General features: G+C 65.8%; 23 protein-coding genes. 13 read left to right on the forward strand and 10 right to left on the reverse strand.

What is annotated here, in order from left to right:
- Positions 1–10 precede the first annotated feature (10 nt).
- The 4 genes from ACHMXB_RS19345 to ACHMXB_RS19360 all read right to left on the reverse strand — a co-directional run bounded on the left by ACHMXB_RS19345 (position 11) and on the right by ACHMXB_RS19360 (position 4551).
- Positions 11–2386, reverse strand: coding sequence for a DUF222 domain-containing protein (locus tag ACHMXB_RS19345; protein ID WP_395401050.1), 2376 nt, complete (start codon positions 2384–2386; stop codon positions 11–13).
- Between the two features lie 315 nt (positions 2387–2701).
- Entirely contained in the window at positions 2702–3184 is a 483-nt protein-coding gene (locus ACHMXB_RS19350; protein ID WP_395401052.1) for a hypothetical protein, read from the reverse strand.
- A 125-nt stretch (positions 3185–3309) separates the two neighbouring features.
- A complete protein-coding gene (locus ACHMXB_RS19355) occupies positions 3310–3573 on the reverse strand; it encodes a GlsB/YeaQ/YmgE family stress response membrane protein (protein WP_102972847.1) in 264 nt (87 codons plus the stop codon).
- Positions 3574–3720: 147 nt separating this feature from the next.
- Complete coding sequence (locus ACHMXB_RS19360) at positions 3721–4551, reverse strand: aldo/keto reductase (protein WP_395401054.1); 831 nt, start codon at positions 4549–4551, stop codon at positions 3721–3723.
- 166 nt (positions 4552–4717) lie between these two features.
- Between ACHMXB_RS19360 and ACHMXB_RS19365 the strand changes: the two genes are divergently transcribed.
- Together ACHMXB_RS19365 and ACHMXB_RS19370 are read left to right on the forward strand one after the other, a co-directional pair.
- Positions 4718–5434 (forward strand): CDP-alcohol phosphatidyltransferase family protein, encoded by a 717-nt coding sequence (locus ACHMXB_RS19365; RefSeq protein WP_395401056.1) that lies wholly within the window; start codon positions 4718–4720, stop codon positions 5432–5434.
- 135 nt (positions 5435–5569) lie between these two features.
- Positions 5570–5797: a hypothetical protein gene (locus ACHMXB_RS19370; protein WP_395401058.1), complete on the forward strand. Its 228-nt coding sequence runs from the start codon at positions 5570–5572 to the stop codon at positions 5795–5797.
- Between the two features lie 74 nt (positions 5798–5871).
- On the opposite strand, the gene ACHMXB_RS19375 is transcribed toward ACHMXB_RS19370, so the two are convergent.
- From ACHMXB_RS19375 to ACHMXB_RS19385, 3 genes are all read right to left on the reverse strand, one after another.
- Positions 5872–6081, reverse strand: a complete 210-nt coding sequence (locus ACHMXB_RS19375) for a hypothetical protein (RefSeq protein WP_395401060.1) — start codon at positions 6079–6081, stop codon at positions 5872–5874.
- Between the two features lie 82 nt (positions 6082–6163).
- Entirely contained in the window at positions 6164–7135 is a 972-nt protein-coding gene (locus ACHMXB_RS19380; RefSeq protein WP_395401062.1) for an aldo/keto reductase, read from the reverse strand.
- An 18-nt stretch (positions 7136–7153) separates the two neighbouring features.
- The gene (locus tag ACHMXB_RS19385) at positions 7154–7975 is read right to left on the reverse strand and encodes an aldo/keto reductase (RefSeq protein WP_395405354.1); all 822 of its coding nucleotides are present in this window, start codon (positions 7973–7975) and stop codon (positions 7154–7156) included.
- Between the two features lie 219 nt (positions 7976–8194).
- Here ACHMXB_RS19385 and ACHMXB_RS19390 point away from each other — a divergent pair, with 219 nt between their 5' ends.
- Positions 8195–9139 carry a helix-turn-helix transcriptional regulator gene (locus ACHMXB_RS19390; protein WP_395401064.1) on the forward strand — a complete coding sequence of 315 codons (945 nt, stop codon included), beginning with the start codon at positions 8195–8197 and terminating at the stop codon, positions 9137–9139.
- 456 nt (positions 9140–9595) lie between these two features.
- Here ACHMXB_RS19390 and ACHMXB_RS19395 read toward each other — a convergent pair whose 3' ends face one another.
- Together ACHMXB_RS19395 and ACHMXB_RS19400 are read right to left on the reverse strand one after the other, a co-directional pair.
- The gene (locus ACHMXB_RS19395) at positions 9596–9808 is read right to left on the reverse strand and encodes a dodecin (RefSeq protein ID WP_111903282.1); all 213 of its coding nucleotides are present in this window, start codon (positions 9806–9808) and stop codon (positions 9596–9598) included.
- Between the two features lie 75 nt (positions 9809–9883).
- A complete protein-coding gene (locus ACHMXB_RS19400) occupies positions 9884–10585 on the reverse strand; it encodes a FadR/GntR family transcriptional regulator (protein ID WP_395401067.1) in 702 nt (233 codons plus the stop codon).
- Positions 10586–10742: 157 nt separating this feature from the next.
- Between ACHMXB_RS19400 and ACHMXB_RS19405 the strand changes: the two genes are divergently transcribed.
- From ACHMXB_RS19405 to ACHMXB_RS19430, 6 genes are all read left to right on the forward strand, one after another.
- On the forward strand, positions 10743–12218 hold the full coding sequence (locus ACHMXB_RS19405) for a four-carbon acid sugar kinase family protein (protein ID WP_395401069.1): 1476 nt from the start codon (positions 10743–10745) through the stop codon (positions 12216–12218).
- An 83-nt stretch (positions 12219–12301) separates the two neighbouring features.
- Complete coding sequence (locus ACHMXB_RS19410) at positions 12302–13210, forward strand: NAD(P)-dependent oxidoreductase (protein WP_395401071.1); 909 nt, start codon at positions 12302–12304, stop codon at positions 13208–13210.
- A complete protein-coding gene (locus tag ACHMXB_RS19415; protein WP_395401073.1) occupies positions 13210–14079 on the forward strand; it encodes a class II fructose-bisphosphate aldolase in 870 nt (289 codons plus the stop codon). Before ACHMXB_RS19410 ends, ACHMXB_RS19415 begins: the two co-directional genes overlap by 1 nt.
- A 145-nt stretch (positions 14080–14224) precedes the next feature.
- Entirely contained in the window at positions 14225–15538 is a 1314-nt protein-coding gene (locus ACHMXB_RS19420; RefSeq protein ID WP_395401075.1) for an acyltransferase, read from the forward strand.
- Positions 15535–15888 (forward strand): GNAT family N-acetyltransferase, encoded by a 354-nt coding sequence (locus tag ACHMXB_RS19425; RefSeq protein ID WP_236806335.1) that lies wholly within the window; start codon positions 15535–15537, stop codon positions 15886–15888. Before ACHMXB_RS19420 ends, ACHMXB_RS19425 begins: the two co-directional genes overlap by 4 nt.
- A gap of 182 nt (positions 15889–16070) precedes the next feature.
- Positions 16071–16382 (forward strand): hypothetical protein, encoded by a 312-nt coding sequence (locus ACHMXB_RS19430; RefSeq protein ID WP_395401077.1) that lies wholly within the window; start codon positions 16071–16073, stop codon positions 16380–16382.
- A 38-nt stretch (positions 16383–16420) separates the two neighbouring features.
- Here ACHMXB_RS19430 and ACHMXB_RS19435 read toward each other — a convergent pair whose 3' ends face one another.
- The gene (locus ACHMXB_RS19435) at positions 16421–16903 is read right to left on the reverse strand and encodes a hypothetical protein (protein ID WP_395401079.1); all 483 of its coding nucleotides are present in this window, start codon (positions 16901–16903) and stop codon (positions 16421–16423) included.
- A 285-nt stretch (positions 16904–17188) separates the two neighbouring features.
- On the opposite strand from ACHMXB_RS19435, the gene ACHMXB_RS19440 reads away from it, so the two are divergent.
- From ACHMXB_RS19440 to ACHMXB_RS19455, 4 genes are read left to right on the forward strand one after another with little or no spacing between them, the layout of a single operon-like run.
- Complete coding sequence (locus ACHMXB_RS19440) at positions 17189–18838, forward strand: pyridoxal phosphate-dependent decarboxylase family protein (protein ID WP_395401081.1); 1650 nt, start codon at positions 17189–17191, stop codon at positions 18836–18838.
- On the forward strand, positions 18835–20196 hold the full coding sequence (locus ACHMXB_RS19445; RefSeq protein WP_395401083.1) for a lysine N(6)-hydroxylase/L-ornithine N(5)-oxygenase family protein: 1362 nt from the start codon (positions 18835–18837) through the stop codon (positions 20194–20196). Before ACHMXB_RS19440 ends, ACHMXB_RS19445 begins: the two co-directional genes overlap by 4 nt.
- The gene (locus ACHMXB_RS19450) at positions 20193–20756 is read left to right on the forward strand and encodes a GNAT family N-acetyltransferase (protein ID WP_395401085.1); all 564 of its coding nucleotides are present in this window, start codon (positions 20193–20195) and stop codon (positions 20754–20756) included. The genes ACHMXB_RS19445 and ACHMXB_RS19450 overlap by 4 nt, the downstream gene beginning before the upstream one ends.
- Positions 20753–22618 carry an IucA/IucC family protein gene (locus ACHMXB_RS19455; protein ID WP_395401087.1) on the forward strand — a complete coding sequence of 622 codons (1866 nt, stop codon included), beginning with the start codon at positions 20753–20755 and terminating at the stop codon, positions 22616–22618. Before ACHMXB_RS19450 ends, ACHMXB_RS19455 begins: the two co-directional genes overlap by 4 nt.
- Positions 22619–22648 lie beyond the last annotated feature (30 nt).

Consider the following 22648-nt stretch of genomic DNA (forward strand, 5'->3'; position numbering starts at 1 on the left):
CTCTACCGGTTCATGTTTTGTGGTGGTGGTTTTGTCGGGGTTGTTGGCATGGGTCGATGTGGGGCGGGGGTATGAACCAGGGGATTCCGTTGTTGACGTGGATTTTCCACTGTTCTTTGTGGATCAGATGGTGGTGGTGGGTGCAGAGGAGGACGCCGTTGTCGGTGCTGGTGGGTCCGCCTCTGGACCAGTAGGTGATGTGGTGGGCTTCGCACCAGGAGGCGGGGATGGTGCAGTTGGGGAAGGCGCAGCCTTGGTCGCGGGCGTTGAGTGCTTTGCGGATGTGGGGCGGGAAGATGCGGGTGGTGCGGCCGATGTCGAGGATGCGTCCTTCGGAGCCGAGGAGGACGGGGATGATGTCGGCGTCGCAGGCGATTTTGCGGATGGTGGAGGCGGTGACGGGGCCGGTGTAGGTGAAGGTCCCGCTGCCGATAGGACCGCCTGCGGGGGCGCCGGGGAGGCGCGTGGCGAAGAGGTCGGTGTCTGACCAGTTGATGCCGGGGAGGGCAGTGCCTGCCAGGGGTTCGGGACTGCTGGCCTGCCGGATCGCTAGGTCGATGCCCGGTTCGGGGTGGGGTCCTCTGGTTTGCCAGGTGTTCGAGTCGGCGTCCGGCTCGGGCCAGGGCTCGCTGGTCTGCCAACTGCCCGGCAGTTCCGGACCGCTGGCCTGCCAAGCGTCTGTGCCCGTCGGCCGGTCGATGGTGGTCTGCCGCGTATCCGGGCTGGCATCAGCCGGTGGTTCCGTGTCGCTGCTCTGCCAGGTGCCCGGGCCTGTTGGCGGATTGATGGCGGCCTGCCAAGGGGCGGGCGTTCGCCGGGGGTTGCCTGTTTGCCGGGGGTTGGGTTGGTTTCTGTTGTAGCGGGGGCCGCGGCTGGCGGCGGTTTCGATGCTGTTGAGCAGGTCCCGGTAGCCGATGGTGACCATGACTTGGGGGCGGAGTCCTCCGGTGGTGGGCAGGGTACCGGCGGCGAGGGCTGCCTTGGAAGCGCCGACGAGGCCGTCGAGGCGTTGTTGGGCGAGGGTGCGGCGGTCCAGCTCCGGTTCCGGGGCAGGGGCGTTGAACGCCTGGTCCAGGTGGACAGCGGCGCTGTCACTGTTGGCAGCGTTGCCGTTGCCAGGGTTGGTGCGCTCATCGCTGCCGTCACTCCCGCAGTTGGTGGTGTCCGGGGTGGTGGTGCGCGGGTTGGTGGCGGTGTTCATGACGGTGGTGAGGACTTCGTATTGGTCGGTGGTGGCGCGGATTTCGAGGTAGTGGAGGCCGCCGCGTTTGTGGTGGAGGAAGACGCCTTGGCGGTGGCGGAGGTTTTCTTCGGACGGTTCGGTGCCGTCCTGGTCGAGCGCGTCGATCCAGCGGTGGGCGATGCGGGTGAGGAAGTCGTGGTCGTTTTCGATCGCGGTTTGGGTGAGGTTGTGTTCCATGTCGGCGATCAGGCCGGGGTCGGGGATGTGGCGGACTTTGTCCAGGGCGGTGGTGATGATGGTTCCGGCGCGGGAGGAGATGGTCCCGGCGGTGAGGGCTGCGGCGGTTTCCTCGCGTTCCGGTGGCATGGGGCGGCCGGCGAGTCCGGTGCGGGGGAGGGTGGCGTTGGCGAGGGCGAGTCGGCGTCGGGCTTCGGGGGTGCTGATCCGGAGCCGGGTGCGGAGGAACTCGGCGGTGTTGTGGGCCCCGTCATCGGCCGGGGACCAAGCCACCGCAGAGGCAGAGGTAGGGGCAGAAGCAGCGGGTGCCGGGTTTGCAGCCGCGGCGTCGTCGGCGGCGGTTGTGGTGCTGTGGGAGGTGGCGACAGCATCGGCAACGAAGAAGCCAGAGGCTCCAGCCGTGGCGGCGGCAGCCCCGGAGGGGTGAGCGTCGGGAGCCGAGACAGGCTCGGGTTCGGTGCCCCAGCCTGTTGTCCAGCCAGCCGCGCGACGGAAGGCCTCGGCGGCGTTTATTGCCTCGGTCCGCGTCCGGTCCACCGCGGCGGCAGCCTGCAGCTGGAGGTATTCGACGCGGCGGGAGAGTTTCTCGGTAAGTTCCGCGAAATCGGCTGCCTCAAGGAAGTTGGCCGCTGCCAACTCGTCCGGCGCCGCCGTGGTCGCGGTGTCCAGCAGCGCCAGGGCCGCCTTCAGATTGGACGTTGCCAGCGGTGGGGACGCCAGTTCAGTAGTTGCCGTGGCAACTGACTCCGGACCGTCCGTCCGTGGGCCCGGAATGGGAGAGCCGGAATCTGGGGCAGCACCGCCGTCGGACGCGTCCTTTACAAAGGAACCAGAACTGGAACCGGCAGCGGGAGCTTCAGAGGGAACGCTGCGAAGCCGGCGGCCGCGCATCAGAGCGGCAGCACCTAGGCCGGAGACGTCAGTCCCGCCCGTGATGTCCGCTCGATCCTCCCCAAAGGCTTCCATAGGAAAACTATCTCAACGGGGTCTGACATTTTTAGATGTGACCTGGGATGCTGCCGGCATCAAAGCCGGCGGCAGCACCGCCGTCGGACGATGACGTGTCCGCAACGGCGGTGCCGGATCCGGCAGAGGCCGGTCGCCCGGAAGCGGGGATGCAACCAAACAGGACAGCACGCAGGCCGGGCACTGCTGCCCGGCCTGACATACCGTCCGCGCCTCCCCAATGGCTTCCATAGGAAGACATTGTCAGAGGTCTCTGACATTTTTAGTTCTTACCCACACCGCCCAGGATGCAGGCTCCAGCGGCCAACCTTGAAGCTACCGCTTGTCCGGATTGACGTTCGTGGCAGCCCCGGCGGGAGTCGCTCCGCCCTCGTCGGACCAGTCCTGGCCCGTGCTGTCGTTGCGTGCCGGATCGGATTCAACATCGGAGGTTCCAAGGTTGACTGTTTCCGGATGCGTGCTGTGGGCGGGCACGTGCCCGCTGTCCGCCGATGTGCCCGTAGCAGACGCCGTGCCGGCAGAAGCGGTGCCAGCGTCATCCGGCTTCGGTGCCTCCCGGTGCATGGCCGACCCGAGCACGGTTCCTGCCCGGCGCGCGGCTTCAGCCAGTTGGTCAGTGACCTCAGGGGCTTTTTCCTTGACGGCTTCGGTTGCTGCCGTGACCTTGTCCTGGACCGGCTTGCTGTCCCAGATACCTGCGGCGCGTGCTTTGAGCTTGTCGTACGCTGCCCGGCCGGACCTGGATCCGAGCACATAGCCTGCAGCGATTCCGGCGCCGAAAAGAAGTTTGGATTTCATGGTGATCTCCTACTCTTGAGGGGGATCTGTACGATTTGGTTCGGCCCGGTAGGGCCGGGGGTAGGAAACCGGCCCCAGGAGGTTTCCCGGAGCCGGTTCCGGCGCTGCTTTATACAGGGCTCTGTCTAGCGGGCCGAGCGCTTTGTGATCATGCCGTAAACCAGCAGCACGATAAGTGCGCCTCCGATCGCCAGCAGCCAGGTGGACAGCGAGAAGAACTCGTTGATACCGACATTAAAGAGCGCGCTGCCGATAAAGCCGCCGAGAATTGCGCCAACCACGCCAAGCAGAAGCGTGATGAAAATGCCGCCGCCCTGCCGGCCGGGGAGGATTGCCTTGGCTATGGCTCCAGCAATGAGGCCAAGAATCAGAAATGCGAAAAAACCCATCTTTTATCGTTCCTTCTTCATCTAGAGGAGTTACCCGGATTGCCGGGTACGCTTCGTCCTTCTGCTCAATACTAAACATGCTTACTATTTATTTGCCAGTCGCTATCCCGTGAGGGGCTGCCGGCAGGGCATGCCGGGGGCCGGGCGCTAGTGGCCTTGGACGTCGGAATTAACCCCTGCCTCGGGGCCTTCATCGAGGGTGCTGATGGCAGTCAGGTCCTCCTCATCCAGAGCGAAGTCGAAGACGTCGATGTTCTCCTTCATCCGCTGGGGATCGGAGGACTTGGGGATGGCCACCAACCCCTGCTGTACGTGCCAGCGCAACACCACCTGGCTCACCGTTTTGCCGTGTTTGCCGGCGATCCGTGTCAGGACGGGGGCGGACAGCAGCCCCGATCCCGCACCGAGCGGGCTGTACGATTCTGTGGCGATCCCGTGCCGCTCGTTGTAGGCCCAGTCCGCGGAGCGGTTTACCGAGGGGTTGAGTTGGATCTGGTTGACGGCCGGCACCACGTCGGTCTCCCACATCAGCTGTTCAAGATGAGCGGGCTTGAAGTTCGATACGCCAATCGACCGGACCTTCCCTTCGCCCTGCAGCCGCTCGAATGTCTTCCACGTGGAGATGAATTCTCCGCGGCGGGGGAGCGGCCAGTGGATGAGCAGCAAGTCCACGTAGTCCAGGTTGAGCCGCCGCAGCGAGCCCTCAAGGCCTGCCACAGCCAGATCCCCACCCTGGAATTCGCCGTCCAGCTTGGTGGTGATGAAAAACTCCTCGCGGCCCAGGCCGCTGGCCCTGATCCCGGATCCGACGCCGGCCTCGTTCCCGTAGCGCACTGCGGTATCGATATGCCGGTACCCGGCTTCCGCAGCCCGTACGACGGCGTCACTCACCTCCCGGTCGTTCAGCGGCCAGGTGCCAAGGCCGATCTGAGGTATCCGGTTGCCGTCATTCAGCGTGATGACTGGTGCTTGTGCCATGCGGAAGAGTCTTTCTTATCGGGGGCAGTTTGCCCAGACCCCGTATGCTGCCTCGAGTGTCAGTTCTTGCATCTTCCGAGGTCAGCCCGGGGATGCTCCTGGGCCTCCTGTTGTTACGATGAGCGCAAGGAGGCATATGCAGGTCTTGCTCGCTAGGCGTGCTTTGGTGGACGTAGCCGTTGCCATGGCTGGTTTCCTTGTGTCCGGCAGTTGGTTCCTGGCCGCTGCAGGTGCTGAAGCAGCGTATTTCCTTACCGCCATGGGTGCAGGACTGGCGGTGGTGGGAAATGCCGCGGCCTCTGTCCTCGGCCGCAAGCCGCGGCTGACGACGGCTGCGGACCGCGTTACCCTGATTCGCGCTGTGTTGGTGGCATGCTGCGCGGCGGTGACGGTTCCAACGTTGTTCGGCGGAACCGGGCCCGGCGTGCCGGCGCTGGTGCTGGGTGCGGCGGCATTCCTTCTTGACGCGGTGGACGGGGCCGTTGCTCGGCGATTTGCCTGCGAGAGCCCGGCGGGAGGTCGGCTGGATGTCCAGACCGATGCCGCGCTGGTCCTCGTACTGTCGTGCGCGGCTGTGCCTATCGTCGGTCCTTGGGTGCTGGCTATCGGACTCATGTGGTACGCGTTCGTCGCCGCCGGATGGTTCCGGCCTCAGCTGAAACGAACGCTGCCTGTTAAGAGGGTGCGCAAGGTAATTGGCGCGTACCAGCCCTGCGCCTTGTTGCTGGCACTCACGCCGGGGGTGCCCGGTGGAATCGGCGCTACTGCCGTTGTCCTGGCGCTTGTGGCGCTGCTGGCTTCGTTTGGCCGGGACGTCGTCGAACTGGAGCGCGGCCACCGGATGTGGACCGGCCGGCACTCCCGCACCGAACTCGTGAACTGATAGCCTCGGCTGACTGATTCTTCCGCCGCTTCTCGCCGGGCTTGCTGCTCTGGACTAACCATGGCGGCGCTGGTAATCCTTGGAGTGCCCGGCAGGAGAAAAATCCTCGCCTTCCAACAGCTAAGGATCCAGACCATGAGCGAAACGCCCACCGATCCGGAGCAGAACCCGACGGACCAGCCCGAGGATACGGACCAGCCCAAGAGTGGTTCGCCCGAGGGATTCCCCTTCGACCCCAGTCAGGACCCGCCCGCGGACGAACCCGCTGTTCCTCGCCAGGACAACCCGGGGCCACCCACCGGACCGGACGGCGAACCTGACGAGCCGGCGCTGGAGGATCCCCAGCGGCCGCCGGCCCGATGAGAAACGCCCGGTAGAAACCGCAGGGCAGGAAGCCCTCATGATGCCGCCGGAATGGCTGCTCCAGGCCGGCGATGCTAGGCGGGCCGCCGGACCCAGTTGATGAGCGTCTCGCTCATATCCATGAATCCGTGGTCAACCACCTGGAGCTCCGGCTGAGAGCCGTGCCATTGCACCACCTCGCGCGCACCGGTAGAAAACGCCACGGTGGCCGCAAAAGTGGGCACCAGGGTCTTGATTTTGGAATCAAGCTCCACCGCGTGCGCCACTGTCGCGGCGCTGATCACGCGGGTCCGCCGATGAAAAGAAGGTCCAGCGCCGCAGCGCCCGGGGAGCATTCCTGGGCCAACATGGGGTCTTCCGCGCCGGTCACCAGGCGTAATCCTCGGGAGCGGTGCGGTGCCCTGGGAAGATCGCGTCTAGCCGCTTGAGGGCATCCTCGTTCAGCGGCACGTCCACGGCCCGGATGGCGGCGTCGAGCTGTTCCTGCGTGCGGGGGCCCACGATGGGGGCGGTCACGGCGGGCTGGTGAAGCAGCCATGCGAGAGCTACGTCTCCCGGCTCATGGCCCAGTTCCTCGGCGAAGTCCTCATACTCCCGGACCTTGTCGTGGTGTTTCTTCAGAGTTTCTGCCGCCCGCCCCTCAAGGCGCCGGACGCCGTCGCGCTCTTTTTTGAGCACCCCGCCAAGGAGCCCGCCGTGCAGCGGAGACCACGGGATGATCCCCAGCCCGTACTGCTGGGCGGCGGGAAGGACCTCCAGTTCCACGTTCCGGGTCAGCAGGTTGTAGATGGACTGCTCGCTTACCAGTCCGGTGTAGTTGCGGCGGGCGGCGGCTTCCTGCGCCTGCGCGATGTGCCAGCCGGCGAAGTTGCTGCTGCCCGAGTAGAGGATCTTGCCCTGCTGGACGGCCACTTCGATGGCCTGCCAGATTTCGTCCCACGGCGTGTTCCGGTCCACGTGGTGGAACTGGTAGATGTCGATGTAGTCGGTTTGCAGCCGCTTGAGGCTCGCATCCAGGGCGCGCCGGATGTTCAGGGCGGAAAGCTTGGACTCGTTGGGGCGGTCCGTCATGGTGCCGTAAAGCTTGGTGGCCAGCACGGTGCGCTCTCGGCGCTCGCCTCCTTTGGCGAACCAGCGGCCGATGATCTCCTCGGTCCAGCCGCGGTGTTCGGCTCCGCCGTAGACATTCGCGGTGTCAAAGAAATTGATCCCGGCGCCGAGGGCGGAGTCCATGATCGTGTGAGCGGCGGATTCCTCGGTTTGCGGGCCGAAGTTCATGGTGCCGAGGCAAAGCCGGGAAACCTTCAGGCCCGAACGGCCCAGATGTGTGTACTGCATGGTTGGTTGTCCTTTGGCTTAGAGCTGGGAAAAGGCGGCGACGGCGGGATCTGCGCCGATGCGTGACCCGGCCTCCAGTGCGTTGATGGACTCCACTTCAGCGGCGTTCAGTTGAATCGCCGCAGCCGCGAGATTTTCCCGCATGCGGGTGGAGTCCGCGGACTTGGGTATGACGATATTGCCGGAGGCCAGGTGCCAGGCCAGGACAATCTGCGCGGGTGTAACCCCGCGTTCCCTGGCAAGACTGGTGACAGCAGGCGCTTCCAGGTCCGCGCCTTGCCCCAGCGGGCTGTAGGCCTCTACTGCGATTCCGTGGGAGCGGCTTTTGGCGGCAAGAGGTACCTGCTGGAATGTGGGGTGGAGTTCGAACTGGTTCACCGCCGGCACCACCTCTGCGTCCGCCAGAACGGTATGCAGATGCTGCTCCAAAAAGTTCGAGACTCCGATCGCACGGGCCTGGCCGGCCGCGTAGATCTTTTCCAGTTCCTTCCAGGCCTCACCATAGAGTCCCTGCGACGGCACCGGCCAGTGAATCAGGTAAAGGTCAACGAAATCCAGCCCGAGGGCGTTGCGGCTGTTCTGGAACGCCTCGTGAGCGCTGCCCTGCTCACCGTTGCGGAGCTTCGTGGTGATGAAGAGTTCCTCGCGCGGGATGCCCGCGGCGGCGATGGCCGCGCCCACCCCGGCCTCGTTCCGGTAGGCCGCTGCGGTGTCAATGTGGCGGTATCCCGCTTCAAGGGCATCCTCGACGATCCGCTGCGTCTCCTCTGGCGGCACCTGGAACACGCCGAATCCCAATTGCGGGATGGAGACGCCGTTGTTGAGCGCGAGTTGCGGGATCTCCAGGTCCTGTGGCACGGAACGCTGCCGGGACGTGTGAGCGCTGGATTCCGGGGTCTGCGACATGTGATTCTCCTTGTTGCATTTGGGTGGCTGGTTACGAGCCTATGCATCCGGAGCCCCCGAGTCAGCAGCTGTGGCTGTCCCTGTTTTTCCTAGGTTTGCCAGTCCTACCATCGTTGTAGAAAACCAGGTCCCGAAGGCGTCAGAATGGAGTCCATGGGTCAGAGCGCCGAATTCGGCAAATTCCTTAAAGTAATGCGGTCGCGGCTGAAACCGGAAGTGGCCGGCATCACTGACGGCGCCGGGGCAAGGCGCGTCCCGGGGCTGCGGCGGGAGGAGATCGCCCGGCTGGCCGGTGTCAGCACGGACTACTACACCAGGCTGGAGCAGGGCCGGAACATCCACCCGTCGCGGGCTGTGCTGGATTCGGTGGGGCGGGCCCTCAGGCTCGACGCCGGAGAGCAGGCCCACATGATGGACCTCCTGGAACACTGCGCAGAATCGACGCGGTCGCCGCTGCCCGTCCAGGCGGTCCGGCCAGCGCTGCGCCAGCTGCTGGAAGCCGTGGGCGACGTGCCCGCGCTTGTCCTGGGGCGGCGCACGGACGTCCTGGCGGGTAACCGGATAGCCTTCCTGCTGTTTGCTGACTTTCCGGAGCTGTCGCAGGGGAAGCGGAACCTGACCCGCTGGCTCATCCTCGATCCGCGGGCCCGTGAGCTTTTCCGGGACTGGAAATCAGTGGCGGCGGAGGCCGCGGGGGCGCTTCGGGTCGACGTAGGGCGCCATCCCAATGACGCTCAGGCAAACCAGCTGGTGGGGGAGCTGGCCGTGCACAGTGAACATTTCCGCCAATGGTGGGCGGGCCACCGAGTGGCCACCCGTTCGTCGGGCAGCGTGCGGCTCCATCATCCTGCGGTTGGCGATCTGGAACTGAACTTTGAAAATCTGGTCCTACCGGACGACGCCGACCAGATGCTTCGCATTTATTCGGCCAGGCCCGGCTCGCCGTCCGCGGACGCCCTGATCCTGCTGGGCAGTCTCGGCGCGGGCACCACCGCTAACAACAGGGTTGGAAGCACGACGCCGGAGGAGGCTGCCGTTTTCGGCACGCCGGAGGCGGCGTCCAACGCTGACGTTAGGCCGAACCCCACCGGTCCTTGACCGGCTTCCCCGCCGGGCACGCTTCGCGGTCAGACCATCCGGGCTGGACGCCTGTGCTGATGCCCAGCCGGAGCCCAGTTTTCTATTCATTCGCCCATTGGGCCGATGTGGTGCGTTTCATAGCCTTGGAGGAGGAACCTCTACCAGCCCTCCGACCCAAGGATGACATTCGACGATGAAACGCATCGCACTGCTTCGGGAACGCCAGACACCTTCTGCTTCGACCGGTACTCACTGCCCGGCGTCGGGAATGTGGGCCCCGGCCGACTCGCCGGACGAGGCGCACGCCTTTTTTGAAGGACAGGTATTTCCGGCGTTCCGCGGGATTCCCACCGTGTGGCGCCGGAGTGCTGCCGGCCAAGATTAGGAACGTACGCGGGATTAAGCATGTAAGGCGGCGCCGGCTGAATGTCAGCCGGCGCCGCCTTACTTAAATCCGCTGCCGCGCGGTGAAATCTAGTCCCGCTCCAGGCGGAACCCGAGCTTCAGGGTGACCTGCCAGTCCGCCACCTGGCCGTTCTCGAGGTGGCCCCGGACCTCCTTGACTTCGAACCAGTCAAGGTTGCGCAGCGTCTTCGCGGCGTCGGAAATGCCGTTGCGGACGGCCGCGTCAATGCCTTCGGTCGAGGTTCCGACAATTTCAGAAATGCTGTAGGTGTTATTAGACAACTTCGCTCCTCGTGATCGCCATCGATACCCGGCTGCGGGCCGTTCCTGCAGAGTATCGGACGCGGCGCCCGGGGACTAGGCTTCCAGCACGTAGCTTCTGAGGTCGCTAAGAGTCTGCTGCATGTGGGCGTCCATGGCTTTGCGCGCCTGCTGGGGATCGCGGCCAGCCAGGGCCTCGTAGATGTTCTGGTGGTGCCCGATCGCATGCTCCTGGATATCCGGCACCTTCGACGTTTCGGTCCGTCCCTTTTCGAGAACGCGGTGCAGCGGTTCAAAGAGGACGGCCACAAAGACGTTTTCTGACGCCTGCAGTATCTGGTCATGGAACGCCAGGTCGGCGGCAACAAAGCTCGCCACGTCATTGTTCTGGTGCGCCTTGCGCATGTCCGCCACGCAGTCCCGAAGGCCTTCAAGCTCGGCGTCGGTAATGCGCTGTGCCGCGAGTTCGCAGGCACCCGTTTCCAGCATCCGCCGCAACTCGATCAGCTGGACCGCGGCGGCGGGGCCGTTCTGCCCCTCGGAGGTGGCCCGCAGCACTGCCTCGAGAGACGACCAGCGGTTCAGAGGGTTCACGAAGGTGCCGCGGCCCCGTTCCACACTAAGGATGCGCTGCGCCTCGAGGGTCTTCATCGCCTCACGCACCGTCATACGGCTGACGTCGTGCCGTGCGCTGAGTTCCAGTTCTCCCGGCACGCTGCTGCCCGGCGGAAACTCGCCGGCGATGATGCGGTCAAGGAGTTCGTCGGCGACGACGCCCACCAATGATTTGCGTGCCATTTGTTCCGTTCAGCGTGTGCGGCCTCTACAGCCGGAGATGTCTGCACAAAGTGTACTTGCGCACGTGCTGTGCGTTATGCCACACTAGCACCAAACAACAGATGTCTGACATCTGACAAGTCATCCTCAAGACAGTTTCGACACAACGGAGTGCACAGTGCCCCTCGAATCCGACGTTCTGGCCGCCTTTCCCGCCGAGCTCCAGATCCCTGCCCGGCAGGTGGCCGACGCTGTTGCGGCCACGGCTGCCACGTCTCCGCGCGTCCTTGTGGTGCTCGACGACGATCCCACCGGCACGCAGTCGGTGGCGGATCTCCCTGTGCTCACCCGCTGGGAAGTCGAGGACTTCCAGTGGGCCCTCCATCAGGGTAAGCCCGCCGTGTACGTGCTGACCAACACCCGCAGCCTCGACCCTGCAGAAGCGGCTGAGCGCAATGAAGAGGTGGTGCGCAACGCCCTTGCCGCTGCCCGCGACGGCGAAGGAGAGGTCAAGCTCGGCTTCGTGAGCCGCAGCGACTCGACCCTCCGAGGACACTTCCCCCTGGAACCGGACGTCATTGCCGCGACGGTGGCGGCCGAAAGCGGAGAGTCAACCGACGGCGTCGTGATGGTTCCGGCATTTCCCGACGCCGGCCGAATCACCATTGGCGGCGTGCACTACACGCGCGGCCCGGAGTCCGGCGAGCTGGTCCCCGTTGCGGAGACCGAATTCGCCAAGGACGCCACCTTCGGCTTCGTTAACTCCGAGATGGCCAAGTACGTGGAAGAGAAGTCGCAGGGGCGGTTCGCGGCCGACTCCGTGATTGTGCTGGACCTGAACATCATCCGCGCCGGTTCCGCCACCGGGCAGGCCGAGGTGTCTGCCAAGGCGATCGCCAACGCGGTCGAGCCGGCCACGCAGTCCACGCCCATCGTGGTGGACATCGTCACGGAAAACGACATGCGCGCCCTGGCCCTGGGCCTCGAGGAGGCGGAGCGCCGCGGCAAGAAGCTGCTGTACCGGGTTGGCCCGCCGTTCATGCGCGCCCGGATCGGCCAGAACATCAGGCCTGAACTCAGCGGCGAGGAAGCGTACGCGGGCAACACCCCCTCCGAAGCCGGCGGCCTGATCGTCGTCGGTTCCCACGTGGGCGTGACCACCCGGCAGCTCAAGGTGCTCACGGACCGGCACAGCAGTGCGCGCATTGTGGAGATCGACGTCGAAAAGCTCCTCGGTGAGCAGGCAGCCGCGTACCTCGACCAGACGGTGGACACCGTAGTGGAGGCCCTGCACGGCGGTGACGTCATCGTCCACACGAGCCGCCTGCTGATCAAGACCGACGACCCGGCCGAAAGCCTGCGGATCGCGCGCACCGTGTCCGCCGCCGTGGTCGCCGTGGTGAACCGGACGCTGAAAACCTTCCCGCCGCGGTTTGTCATAGCCAAGGGCGGCATCACGTCCTCCGATGTGGCGGCGCACGGGCTTGAGATCCGGCATGCGATCGTCCGCGGGCCGATGCTGCCGGGCATTGTCAGCCTGTGGGAGCCGGTTGACGGCCCTGCCAAGGGGATCCCTTACATCGTTTTTGCCGGCAACGTCGGTGATGACGAGTCGCTCGCCCAGGTCACCAGCAAGCTCAGCAACACCTTCTAGCAACCGCCGGCCGAGCTCGTCGAGACCGCGATTTCGACGAGCTCAAGCACCGGTCCCCTATGCCACTCTCACTGGAGAACATCATGACCTCGAATTACACAGTCACCGTCCTCGGACTGGGCGCCATGGGACTGCCCATGGCTACCCGCCTCGCCAGCCAGCTGACCGTCCACGGCTTCGACATCGCCGAACCGCGCCTGCGCCTCGCCGAGGAATCCGGCGTGAAGACCTTCGCTTCCGCCCGGGAAGCCGCCCAGGACACCGACGCCCTGCTCCTTGCCGTGCGCAACAGCGAACAGCTCGACGACGTCCTGTTCGGCGGGAACGGCGTGGCTTCCGTGCTGAAGCCTGGCGCCGTCGTCATCCTGACCAGCACCGTGGGCACGGAGGCCATCCCGTCCACCGTGGCCCGCTTGGCCGAGTTCGGGGTCGGGCTCGTGGACGCCCCGCTGTCCGGCGGTCCGAAGCGTGCAGGCGAGGGCGACCTGCTGATCGTCGTCGGAGCCGAACCCGCTGCCCTGGAATCGGCGCGGCCGGTTCTGGAGCTGCTCGCCTCCACCCTGACTGTCGTCGGAGACAAGCCCGGTGACGGGCAGGCGCTGAAGACCGTCAACCAGTTGCTGTGCGGCATCCACATCGCGGCGGCAGCCGAGGCCATGGCGCTGGCCGACGCGCTGGGCCTGGACCAGGCGAAGACCCTGGCCGCCCTCGAGGCCGGCGCCGCGGGCTCCTTCATGCTGTCCAACCGCGGCCCGCGCATCCTGGAGGCCTACACCGAGGACGGTGCCGAGGTGCTCAGCCGCCTGGACATCTTCGTCAAGGACATGGGCATCGTGGGCAAGGCCACGCGCACTGCTGGCCTGGCGACCCCCGTTGCCGCCGCCGCCGAGCAGCTGTACCTGCTGGGCCAGGCCCACGGGCTCGCCGCCGCTGACGACTCGGCCGTCATCAAGGTGGTTGCCCCCACCAAGCGCACGGCCGGGGAAGGCTGATGCGGGCACAGCTCGACGATCTGGTGGTTTCCGCCCTCAAACGGGGGTCGGCCGTGCCGGCGTTCACCTGCTACGACTTCACCACGGCCCTGGCCGTGGTGAGCGCCGCGGAGGAAGCAAAGCGCGGGGTGATCCTGCTGGTGGCACCCAAGACCGCCGCCACAGCCAATGGGCTGAGGCTCATTTCCGCGCTCCGGGGACTGGCCGACGCCGCTTCCGTGCCGGTTGCCGTGCAGCTCGACCACGCCTCAGACCTCGACGTCATCACTGCCGCCGTCGCTGCCGGTGCGGACTCCGTCCTGGCCGACGGTTCGGCGCTGCCGTACGAAGAGAACGTCGCCTTGGTGAATGCAGTGCGGTCCGCGCTCGAGGCCCAGGGCCATGCCGGCGTGGTCCTGGAAGCTGAACTGGGCGGCCTGGCCGGCGACGAGGACAAGGCGTTCGGTGCCGAACGGGAGGCCGCGGGCAACGAGGTTGCCGGGCTCACCGACTCCGCCCAGGTGGAGGACTTCGTGGCACGGACAGGCGCGCAGCTGCTCGCCGTGGCCGTGGGCAACGTCCACGGAAAGTACAACGGCGAGCCCCGGCTGCGCTGGGATGTCCTGCAGGACATTGCCGTGCGCACGCACATCCCGCTGGTGCTCCACGGCGCTTCCGGCATTCCGGCGGTCGACCTGGCCAAGGCCCCGGCCATGAACGTGGGCAAGGTCAACTTCAACACCGAACTCCGCACCGGCGTCCTCGCCACGCTCGAGGAGCAGATTCCCGCGCACCGGGCCGACGGCGAGAACCTGCAGGGGCTGCTGTCCCGCTGGAACGCTGCCGCGAAGGACTTCGGCGCGAGCACGCTGGCGATCCTCAGCCGCTGACGATGGAGTTTTTGTCCACGTATCGCGACTTCGGGGGCTCTTAGCGGCCAATATGTGGACAAAAACTCCAGACCTCACATGAGGGGCAAGTTGGCGCACAATGGAAGGTACAACGACGTAAGCGAGTTCCAGTGGTGGGGGCGCCATGAAGAATTCCACGGAGCCGGCGGCGGGGACGGACATCGCCGGGCCCGCCCGGGACCTGGCCATCGATTGCGCGCGCTTAGTCTGCCTCGCCCTGGTGGTGGTGGGGCACTGCATGATGACCAGCCCGGTGCTGCACCCCGACGGCACTGTCACCACGGAAAACACCCTGGCCGAGCAGGACTGGTTCGAGCCCGTCATCTGGGTCTTCATGGTGATGCCGCTGTTCTTCGTGGCCGGAGGCATCACCGGGGTGCAGTCCTGGCGGCGTATGCAGGCGCGCGGCGGCAGCGGCTTTGAGTTCGTCCAGTCACGGCTGCTGCGCCTGGTCCGTCCGGCGGCAGCCCTGCTGGCAGTCATGTTCGTCGGTTTGTGGGGCGCGCTGCTGGCCGGTGTGGATCCGCAGGTGGTGCAGCTGCTGGCCAGCGGGGCCGGCATGCCGCTGTGGTTCCTCGCGGCCTATCTGGCGGCCCAGCTGAACATTCCGCTCCTGGTGGGGCTGCACCGGCGTGCACCGTGGCTGACTCTGCTGGGCCTGGTGGCGCTGGTGGTGACGGTGGACTGCTTCCGCGGGGCTTTCCCGACGCTTGCTTACATCAACATGGTGTTCGTGTGGTGCGCCGCGCAGCAACTCGGGTTCTTTATGGCGGACGGCTGGCTGGACCGGTGGAGCAGGTCGCAGCTGGTGGGGCTTATCGCCGCGAGCAACCTGCTGATGCTCGTCCTGGTGGTGCTGGGCCTGTACCGGGACAACATGCTGGTGAACCTGAATCCGCCCAACCTCAGCCTGTTCCTGCTGGGTATCTCGCAGGCGGCGGTGCTGCAGCTTTCCCGGCCGCTGCTGAATGCACTGGCCGAGGTGCGCTGGATCCGTGCGGTGATGGTCGTCGTCGGCCGGCACGCCATGACGGTCTACCTTTGGCACCTGCCGCTGCTGGCTGCCATGACCGGCCTGCTCCTGCTGACCGACTTTCCCAAACCCGCCTCGGGCAGCGCGGGATGGTGGTGGTCACGCCCGCTCGTCTTCGTCGGAGTGGTCCTCCTCCTGCTGCCGGCGGTCCTCCTGTTCGGGCGGCTTGAGGAACGGCCGACGCCGGCCATGCACTCACGCGGCCGGCCGCCGGCCGCCGTGGTGACCGCCGTCGTCGTCGTTTTTGTCCCGGTGGCTGACGCCGCCGTCAACGGCCTGACGCTGGGACTCTTGGGCGGCGGTACCGCCTGCTTCGTCCTGGCCGTGCTGTTGCTGGGGCGCATTCCAGCGCGCGGAATTCGACCATTGCCAGCACAGCCATTAAGTGCCAATGTCGAACCATGACCGAGAACACGACAGCCGCCGAGGATCAATTCACCCCGGACGTCACCACCTTCCGGAATGATGCACTCCACCGCTACGAATTGCATGTGGGCGGGAAGCTGGCAGTGGAGGTCAGGTTCGAAGACAAGCCCGGGCACGTGGACTTCATCCACACCCAGACGTCCGAGCAGTTCCAGGGCCACGGTCTGGCCAAGGTGTTGATCCACTTTGCCCTCGACGACGTTGTGGCGGCGGGCAAGCGGATCATCCCGCACTGCCCGTTTACGGCCCGTTACCTGCGCAAACACGAGGTGTACACGCAGTGCATCGACTGGCCGGAGGCCGCCGCGCCCAAGCTTCTGGGCACCTGAAGCTCCCCACGCCGCTGGGTCCCACATGCCGTGAACCGGGGTACTTGTGACCGCGGGGACATTTCCGTACGATCGGGCGAGGGCTATGCAGTTGGCCTTCAGACTCGCTATTTTGGGGATCTCCTTGAAAAACAACTGCGTGTGCCGGGGCGATGACTGACGCCGTGATGAACGAAGAAGCCATGCCTGAAGACGCATCCGCCGGTCCCATGCCGGACGAGGAACTGCGCCGTCTTCTGGACGGACGCCTGAACGAGGCCGTGGACCCGGCTTTGGTCCTCGCATCGATGCCAGATGCCGAGTTGTCCCGGCTTGCTGACGGGCTGTACCGGCATTTGGACACGCCCAGCCCTGCTTTCGGCGCGCGTTTCTGGTACGTCCAGGTCACCGAGGAGCTCCGGCTGCGCCACCTTGGCTCGTACCAGTCGGCCGCCATTGTTCCGGGCGCCATCAATGCGGCTGACCCGGTGGCGAGCGAGGTCCCGGCCGGGTAGGTGCGGGTGCTTAACTGTCCGTTCGCGCTGGGCGGGGATTACGACGGCGGGGGCTGCTTTGCCCCGTTCCGTTGCCAACGCGTCCGCTGCCATTGCGCCGCGTGCCAGAAAATCAGGCCAAGGGCTCCGACGAGCCCGGCGAAAAGGATCTGCGGCGCGAACGTGATCCACATGTAGCTGACGGGCATGACCTGCGGCTCGGTGCCTGAATTCAGTGATTCCTGCGCGAGCGTGAAGACTCCGAAGGGCGACACCAGCAGGACCGCCACGAGAACCCACAACGCCGCGATGAACGGGTTCACGGCCAGGCGGCTCCGCTGCCCGAAGTCCGCCGCCTCGTAGGGTCCAGTGCCCGGTTGTGCCGGCCCAAAGCCCGGCTGCCCAAAGTCTTGCCTGCCATGGCCTGCCATCGAAGGGCCGAGTCGTCCGTCACCGGCGGGGATCATGCGCCCGTATCCGGTGGGATTTCCCTGCCGATCGACTTCCCGAAAATTTATCGGATCATGCTCAGTGCCGGACATGTCCCCCTGCTTCCTGCTGCGGTCGACGCCTCGTGCCAGAAACTCTACTCCGCTCGTCCCACCCTGTCCCCGGCGGCACCCGCCCTGTGTCCCGTGGGCATTATGTGCCGTTTCGTCGGGCCGGGAAAGTCAATGACCCCGGAAACGAAGAAATTACCCGGATCTGGGCAGCTCCGCGGAATTACATCACGGAAGTTTGACTAAAAGGTTTACCTAAGTAAGGCTGGCCTTGCTTGGTGCCCGTGCTGGTGCCGGGTGCATATCCCACCGAAAAAAGGATGAACTATGACGCTGCTGCCCGACGTGGACGAGCCATGCGCCGACTTGGAGGCCGCCACCGGAGTTGATGCCCAAAACCCGTACGCCCACGACGCCGGCCCGGCTGCTTCCAGCCTGGACTTCGGGTCCGGCGTCGAACTCGCCCTCGCCGCCAGCAACCAGCTGTTCAACGCCCGGAATGCCCCGCGCTACGTGGCCCAGGTGCTGCAGGGCGTCAACGCCGTGGCCACCAAACTCGAGCGGACCTCGCAGCCGTTCACCGGCGTCGGTCCGGCCGAGATGAAGCGCCGCGTGGCCGCGGTGGACCTGGAGCAGCCGCTGCCGGATACCGCGGCTGCCCTCGAGGAACTGCAGCACACCTACCTGCGGGACGCCGTGTACTTCCATGATGCGAAGTACGCCGCGCACCTGAACTGCCCGGTGGTCATTCCCGCCCTCGTGGGCGAGGCAGTGCTCTCGGCCGTGAACTCGTCCATGGACACGTGGGACCAGAGCGTCGGCGCCACCATGATCGAGCGCCGCCTCATCGACTGGACGGCAGAGCGGCTCGGACTGGGGAATGAGGCCGACGGCGTCTTCACATCCGGGGGCAGCCAGTCCAACCTGCAGGCACTGCTCATTGCCCGCAACCATGCGGTGGCCAGGCTGCGGCAGGATCCGGCGAACGAGGGGCTCCGCCTGCCGCTGCTGCTGGAGAAGCTGCGCATCTTCACGTCGGTGGACAGCCACTTCAGCATCCAGAAGTCGGCCTCCATGCTGGGACTGGGTTTCGATGCCGTCGTATCCGTACCCTGCGCGGCAGACCACCGGATGGATCCGGCAGCCCTGGCCAGCGCGCTGGCTACTGCCCACGATGGCGGCCTGATTCCCATGGCGGTGGTGGGCACGGCCGGGACCACGGACTTCGGCGCCGTGGATCCGCTGGCCGACCTCGCCGCCCTGGCGGGAGCCTACGGCGCCTGGTTCCATGTGGACGCCGCGTACGGCGGCGGGCTGATGGTCTCCAACCGCCACCGCCATCTCCTGGACGGCATCCGGCTGGCGGACTCCGTCACGGTGGACTTCCACAAGACCTTCTTCCAGCCGGTCAGCTCCAGCGCACTGCTGGTCCGCGATGGTGCAGTGCTGCGCCACGTCACCTACTACGCCGACTACCTCAACCCGGAAACCGCGGCCCGCGCCGAGATCCCCAACCAAGTGGACAAGAGCATCCAGACCACGCGCCGGTTCGACGCCCTCAAGCTGTGGCTTACGCTCCGGATCATGGGCGCCGATGCCGTGGGCGCGCTGCTCGACGAGGCGATCGACCTGGCGGCCCGCGTGGGCTCGGTACTTGCCGGCGACAATGACTTCGAGCTGGCGGCCGAACCACAGCTGAGCACGCTGGTTTTCCGGTACCGTCCCGTCCTGACGGATGGGACGCGGCTGTCCGAGGACGCGGCCGATGAACTGAATCCGGCCATCCGCGCGGCCGTGTTCGCGTCCGGACAGGCTGTCGTGGCGGGCACCAAGGTGGCCGGACGGCACTACCTGAAGTTCACGCTCCTCAACGCCGAGGCAACGCTCGAGGACATCGGCGAGATCATCGCCCTGCTTCGAAAGTCGGGCGAGAGACTGCTCGCCGGCTCCGACGCGAACACGGAGGCACCCGCATGAGTACCTCAAGCAAAGCCCGCGTTTACGACTTCGCCGGGATCGGCGTCGGGCCCTTCAACCTTGGGCTCGCGGCCTTGAGTGAACCCATCGACGGCCTGGATGGCGTCTTCCTCGAACGCCGCGACTCGTTCGACTGGCACCCCGGCATGATGCTGGAGCCGGCGCATCTGCAGGTGCCGTTCATGGCGGACCTCGTGACGCTGGCGGATCCGACCTCACCCTACTCGTTCCTGAACTTCCTCAAGGAGACCGGGCGGCTCTACCGCTTCTACATCCGCGAAAACTTCTACCCGCTGCGGGCCGAGTACAACCAGTACTGCCAGTGGGTCGCGGGCCAGTTGCATTCGGTCCGGTTTGGCGCGAATGTCACCGAGGTGACGTACGACGACGGCGTGTACACGCTTGCCGTGGACGGCCCGGCCGGGCCGGAGGTGCTTCGTGCGCGCCGCCTGGTGCTTGGCACGGGAACATCTCCGTACGTACCGGAGGCATGCCGCGGGATTATGGGGGCCGGGGGACCGGTTCTCCACAACGCGGAATACTTGGCGCGCAAGAGCGAACTCCAGCAGCGGCGAAGCATCACCATCGTGGGCAGCGGGCAAAGCGCGGCGGAGATCTACTACGAACTGCTTCAGGACATCGATGTGCACGGGTACCAGCTCAACTGGGTCACGCGCTCGGGCAGGTTCTTCCCGCTGGAATACACCAAGCTCACCCTGGAGATGACCTCGCCGGAGTACGTCGACTATTTCCACGGGCTCCCGCAGGACCGGCGCGACTCCGTGATCAGGAGCCAGAAGAACCTTTACAAGGGCATCAATTCGGAGCTCATCGATTCGATCTACGACCTCCTGTACACCAAGAGCCTCTCCGGCATGGTGGACACCCGGCTGCTCACGCATTCGACCGTGACGGGTGCCGCCTGGAACGCCTCCACCGGGTCCCACACCCTGGGGCTGTCCCACGGGGAGCAGGGCACCGACTATTCGCTGGCGACGGAGGCGGTGGTCCTGGCCACCGGATACGCGTACCGGGAGCCGGCGTTCCTGGCCGGGGTGCAGGAGCGCATTGCCCGGGACGGCGCTGGAAGGTTCGCCGTGCAGCGCAACTACGGCACCGGCGTCCACCCCGGCGAAATCTTCGTGCAGAACGCGGAACTCCACACCCACGGCTTCGTCACGCCGGACCTCGGCATGGCCGCCTACCGTAACTCGTGCATCCTCCGGGAAATCCTGGGCTGCGAGGTCTATCCGGTGGAGCGCAGCATCGCTTTCCAGGAGTTCGGTGCGCCCTCGGAGGCTGCGGCCGGTTCCGCTGTGCCTGCCGGAGTATCCACGAACACGCAGGTGCCGGCATGAGCTTCACCTTCCGGTGTCTCGACGCGGTTGCCGACGCGCCACTCGTCCACAGCTGGGTCACCCGCCAGTACGCCTCCTTCTGGGGAATGCTGAACGCGACGGTCGAGGACGTCGTGGAGGAGTATTCCAAAATCCAGTCCAGCGGACATCACCACGCGCTGCTGGGGATCGACGACGGCGTTCCCGCCTTCCTGATGGAGGAATACCTGCCGGGGTCGTCACCGCTCAACGGCGTCTACGCAGTCCAGCCCGGTGACATCGGCATGCACCTGCTGGTTGCTCCGCCGCAAGGGATGCCGCGCAGCGGGTTCACGGCCGACGTCATGGAGTCCGTCCTGGACCGGCTCTTCCAAAAGCCCGGCGTGGAGCGCGTGGTGGTGGAGCCCGACGCCCGCAACGCCAAAATCCACGTCCTCAACGCGCGGCTGGGCTTTGGGCCCGCCGGCGAGGTGACCCTGCCGGCCAAGCAGGCCCTCCTGAGTTTCTGCACGCGCGAGTCATTCCACTCCGCACGCGCCGCCCGTTCCTCCACCGCGATCAACCAGGGAGCATCACTGTGACCACCATTGAACTTGAAACTGCCGTCACCGCCGGAAATTCGGCAGTCCACCTCACGCCTGAACGCTGGGCGGCGGCCAACCGGCACCTTGTCCGCAAGGCGCTCGCCGAGTTCTCGCACGAGCGGATCCTGGTTCCGGAACGGGTCATTGACCGTGACAATAACCGTGACAGTTCCGGGTACGGCAGCTTCGGGTACCGGGTCCGGAGCGATGACGCCACCGTTGAATACCGTTTTTCCGCCCGGATCCTGCAGCTGGACCACTGGTCGGTCGACGCGGCTTCCATTACCTGCAGCCGCGGTGGCCAGGACGCCCCGCTGGACGCGCTGCGATTCATCACCGAGTTCTCCGGCACCCTCGGCATCCGCCAGGAGATGCTCCCGGTCTACCTTGAGGAGATCAGCAGCACGCTCTCCAGCCACGCATTCAAGCAATGGGTGGGCCAGCCGTCGTCGGCCGAACTGGCGGCCGGCGTGACCCGCGGAGCGGACGTTGCCACGGACTTCCAGACGATCGAACGCAGCATGACCGAGGGGCATCCGTGCTTTGTGGCCAACAACGGCCGGCTGGGCTTCGGAATCGGTGACTACCGTGCCTTCGCTCCGGAGGCAGGAGCCCCGGTGCAGCTGGAATGGATCGCGGTGCACCGCAGCAAGGCGGCTTTCAGCTCCAGCGCAGGCCTGGACTACGCCGCCCATCTTGAGGCCGAACTGGGGCCCGGCGCGCTGGCGTTCTTCGACGCCGAGCTCGGTGCCCTGGGCCTCGACCCGGCCGAGTACTTCCTGATGCCGGTGCATCCGTGGCAGTGGGAGAACAAGCTGACGGTCACGTTCGCGGCCGAGATCGCCCAGCGGCACATCGTCCACCTCGGGATCGGGGCCGACAGCTACCAGGCGCAGCAGTCCATCCGCACGTTCTTCAACACCACGGCGCCGGAGAAGACGTACGTGAAGACGGCCATGTCGGTCCTCAACATGGGGTTCATGCGCGGGCTGTCGCCCGAGTACATGAAGGCAACGCCGGCGATCAATGACTGGCTCCAGGACCTGATCGCCGGTGATGAGGCGCTCCAGGGCCGGGGGCTCGCCATGATCCGCGAAGTGGCGGCCATTGGCTATCACAACGGCTATTACGAGGCAGCCGCCGTGAAGGGCTCGCCGTACCGCAAGATGCTGTCCGCGCTGTGGCGGGAGAGCCCGCTGCCGCTGCTCAAAGACGGGCAGCAGCTGGCCACGATGGCCTCGCTCCTGCACGTCGACGCCGCCGGCAAACCCATGGTGTCCACGCTGATCGAGCAGTCGGGGCTGGCGCCTGGCGCGTGGCTGCGGCAGTACTTCGAGGCGTACCTCGTGCCGCTGGTGCACTGCCTGTACCGCTACGAGCTCGCGTTCATGCCCCACGGCGAGAACGTGATCCTGGTCCTCGAGAACGGCGTGCCGGTCCGCGCCGTCATGAAGGACATCGCCGAGGAGATTGTGGTGATGGGGGACAGGCTCGACCTGCCTGAAGAGGTGTCCCGGATCAAGGCGGACATACCCGACGGCGACAAGGTCCTGTCCATCTTCACCGATGTGTTCGACTGCATCTTCCGTTTCCTTGCCGCCCTCCTGGAGGAAGACGGCGTGCTCGGAGGCGAGGAGTTCTGGCGCACGGCGGCGGCAGCGGTTCGCGACTACCAGGGTGAGCACCCGGAACTGGCTGACCAGTTTGCCCGCCATGACCTGTTCGCCCCCGATTTCGAGCTGTCCTGCCTGAACCGGCTGCAGCTGCGCAACAACCAGCAGATGCTGGACCTGGCCGACCCGTCCGGGGGCCTGCAGAAGGCGGGCAGGCTAGCGAATCCGCTGGCCAACTTCGCCTGAACTCCGCCCACCCGGCGGGGCTGATATCAG

It is taken from the genome of Arthrobacter sp. UC242_113 (genome assembly GCF_044054585.1).
In the GTDB taxonomy this organism is placed as follows: Bacteria; Actinomycetota; Actinomycetes; order Actinomycetales; family Micrococcaceae; genus Arthrobacter.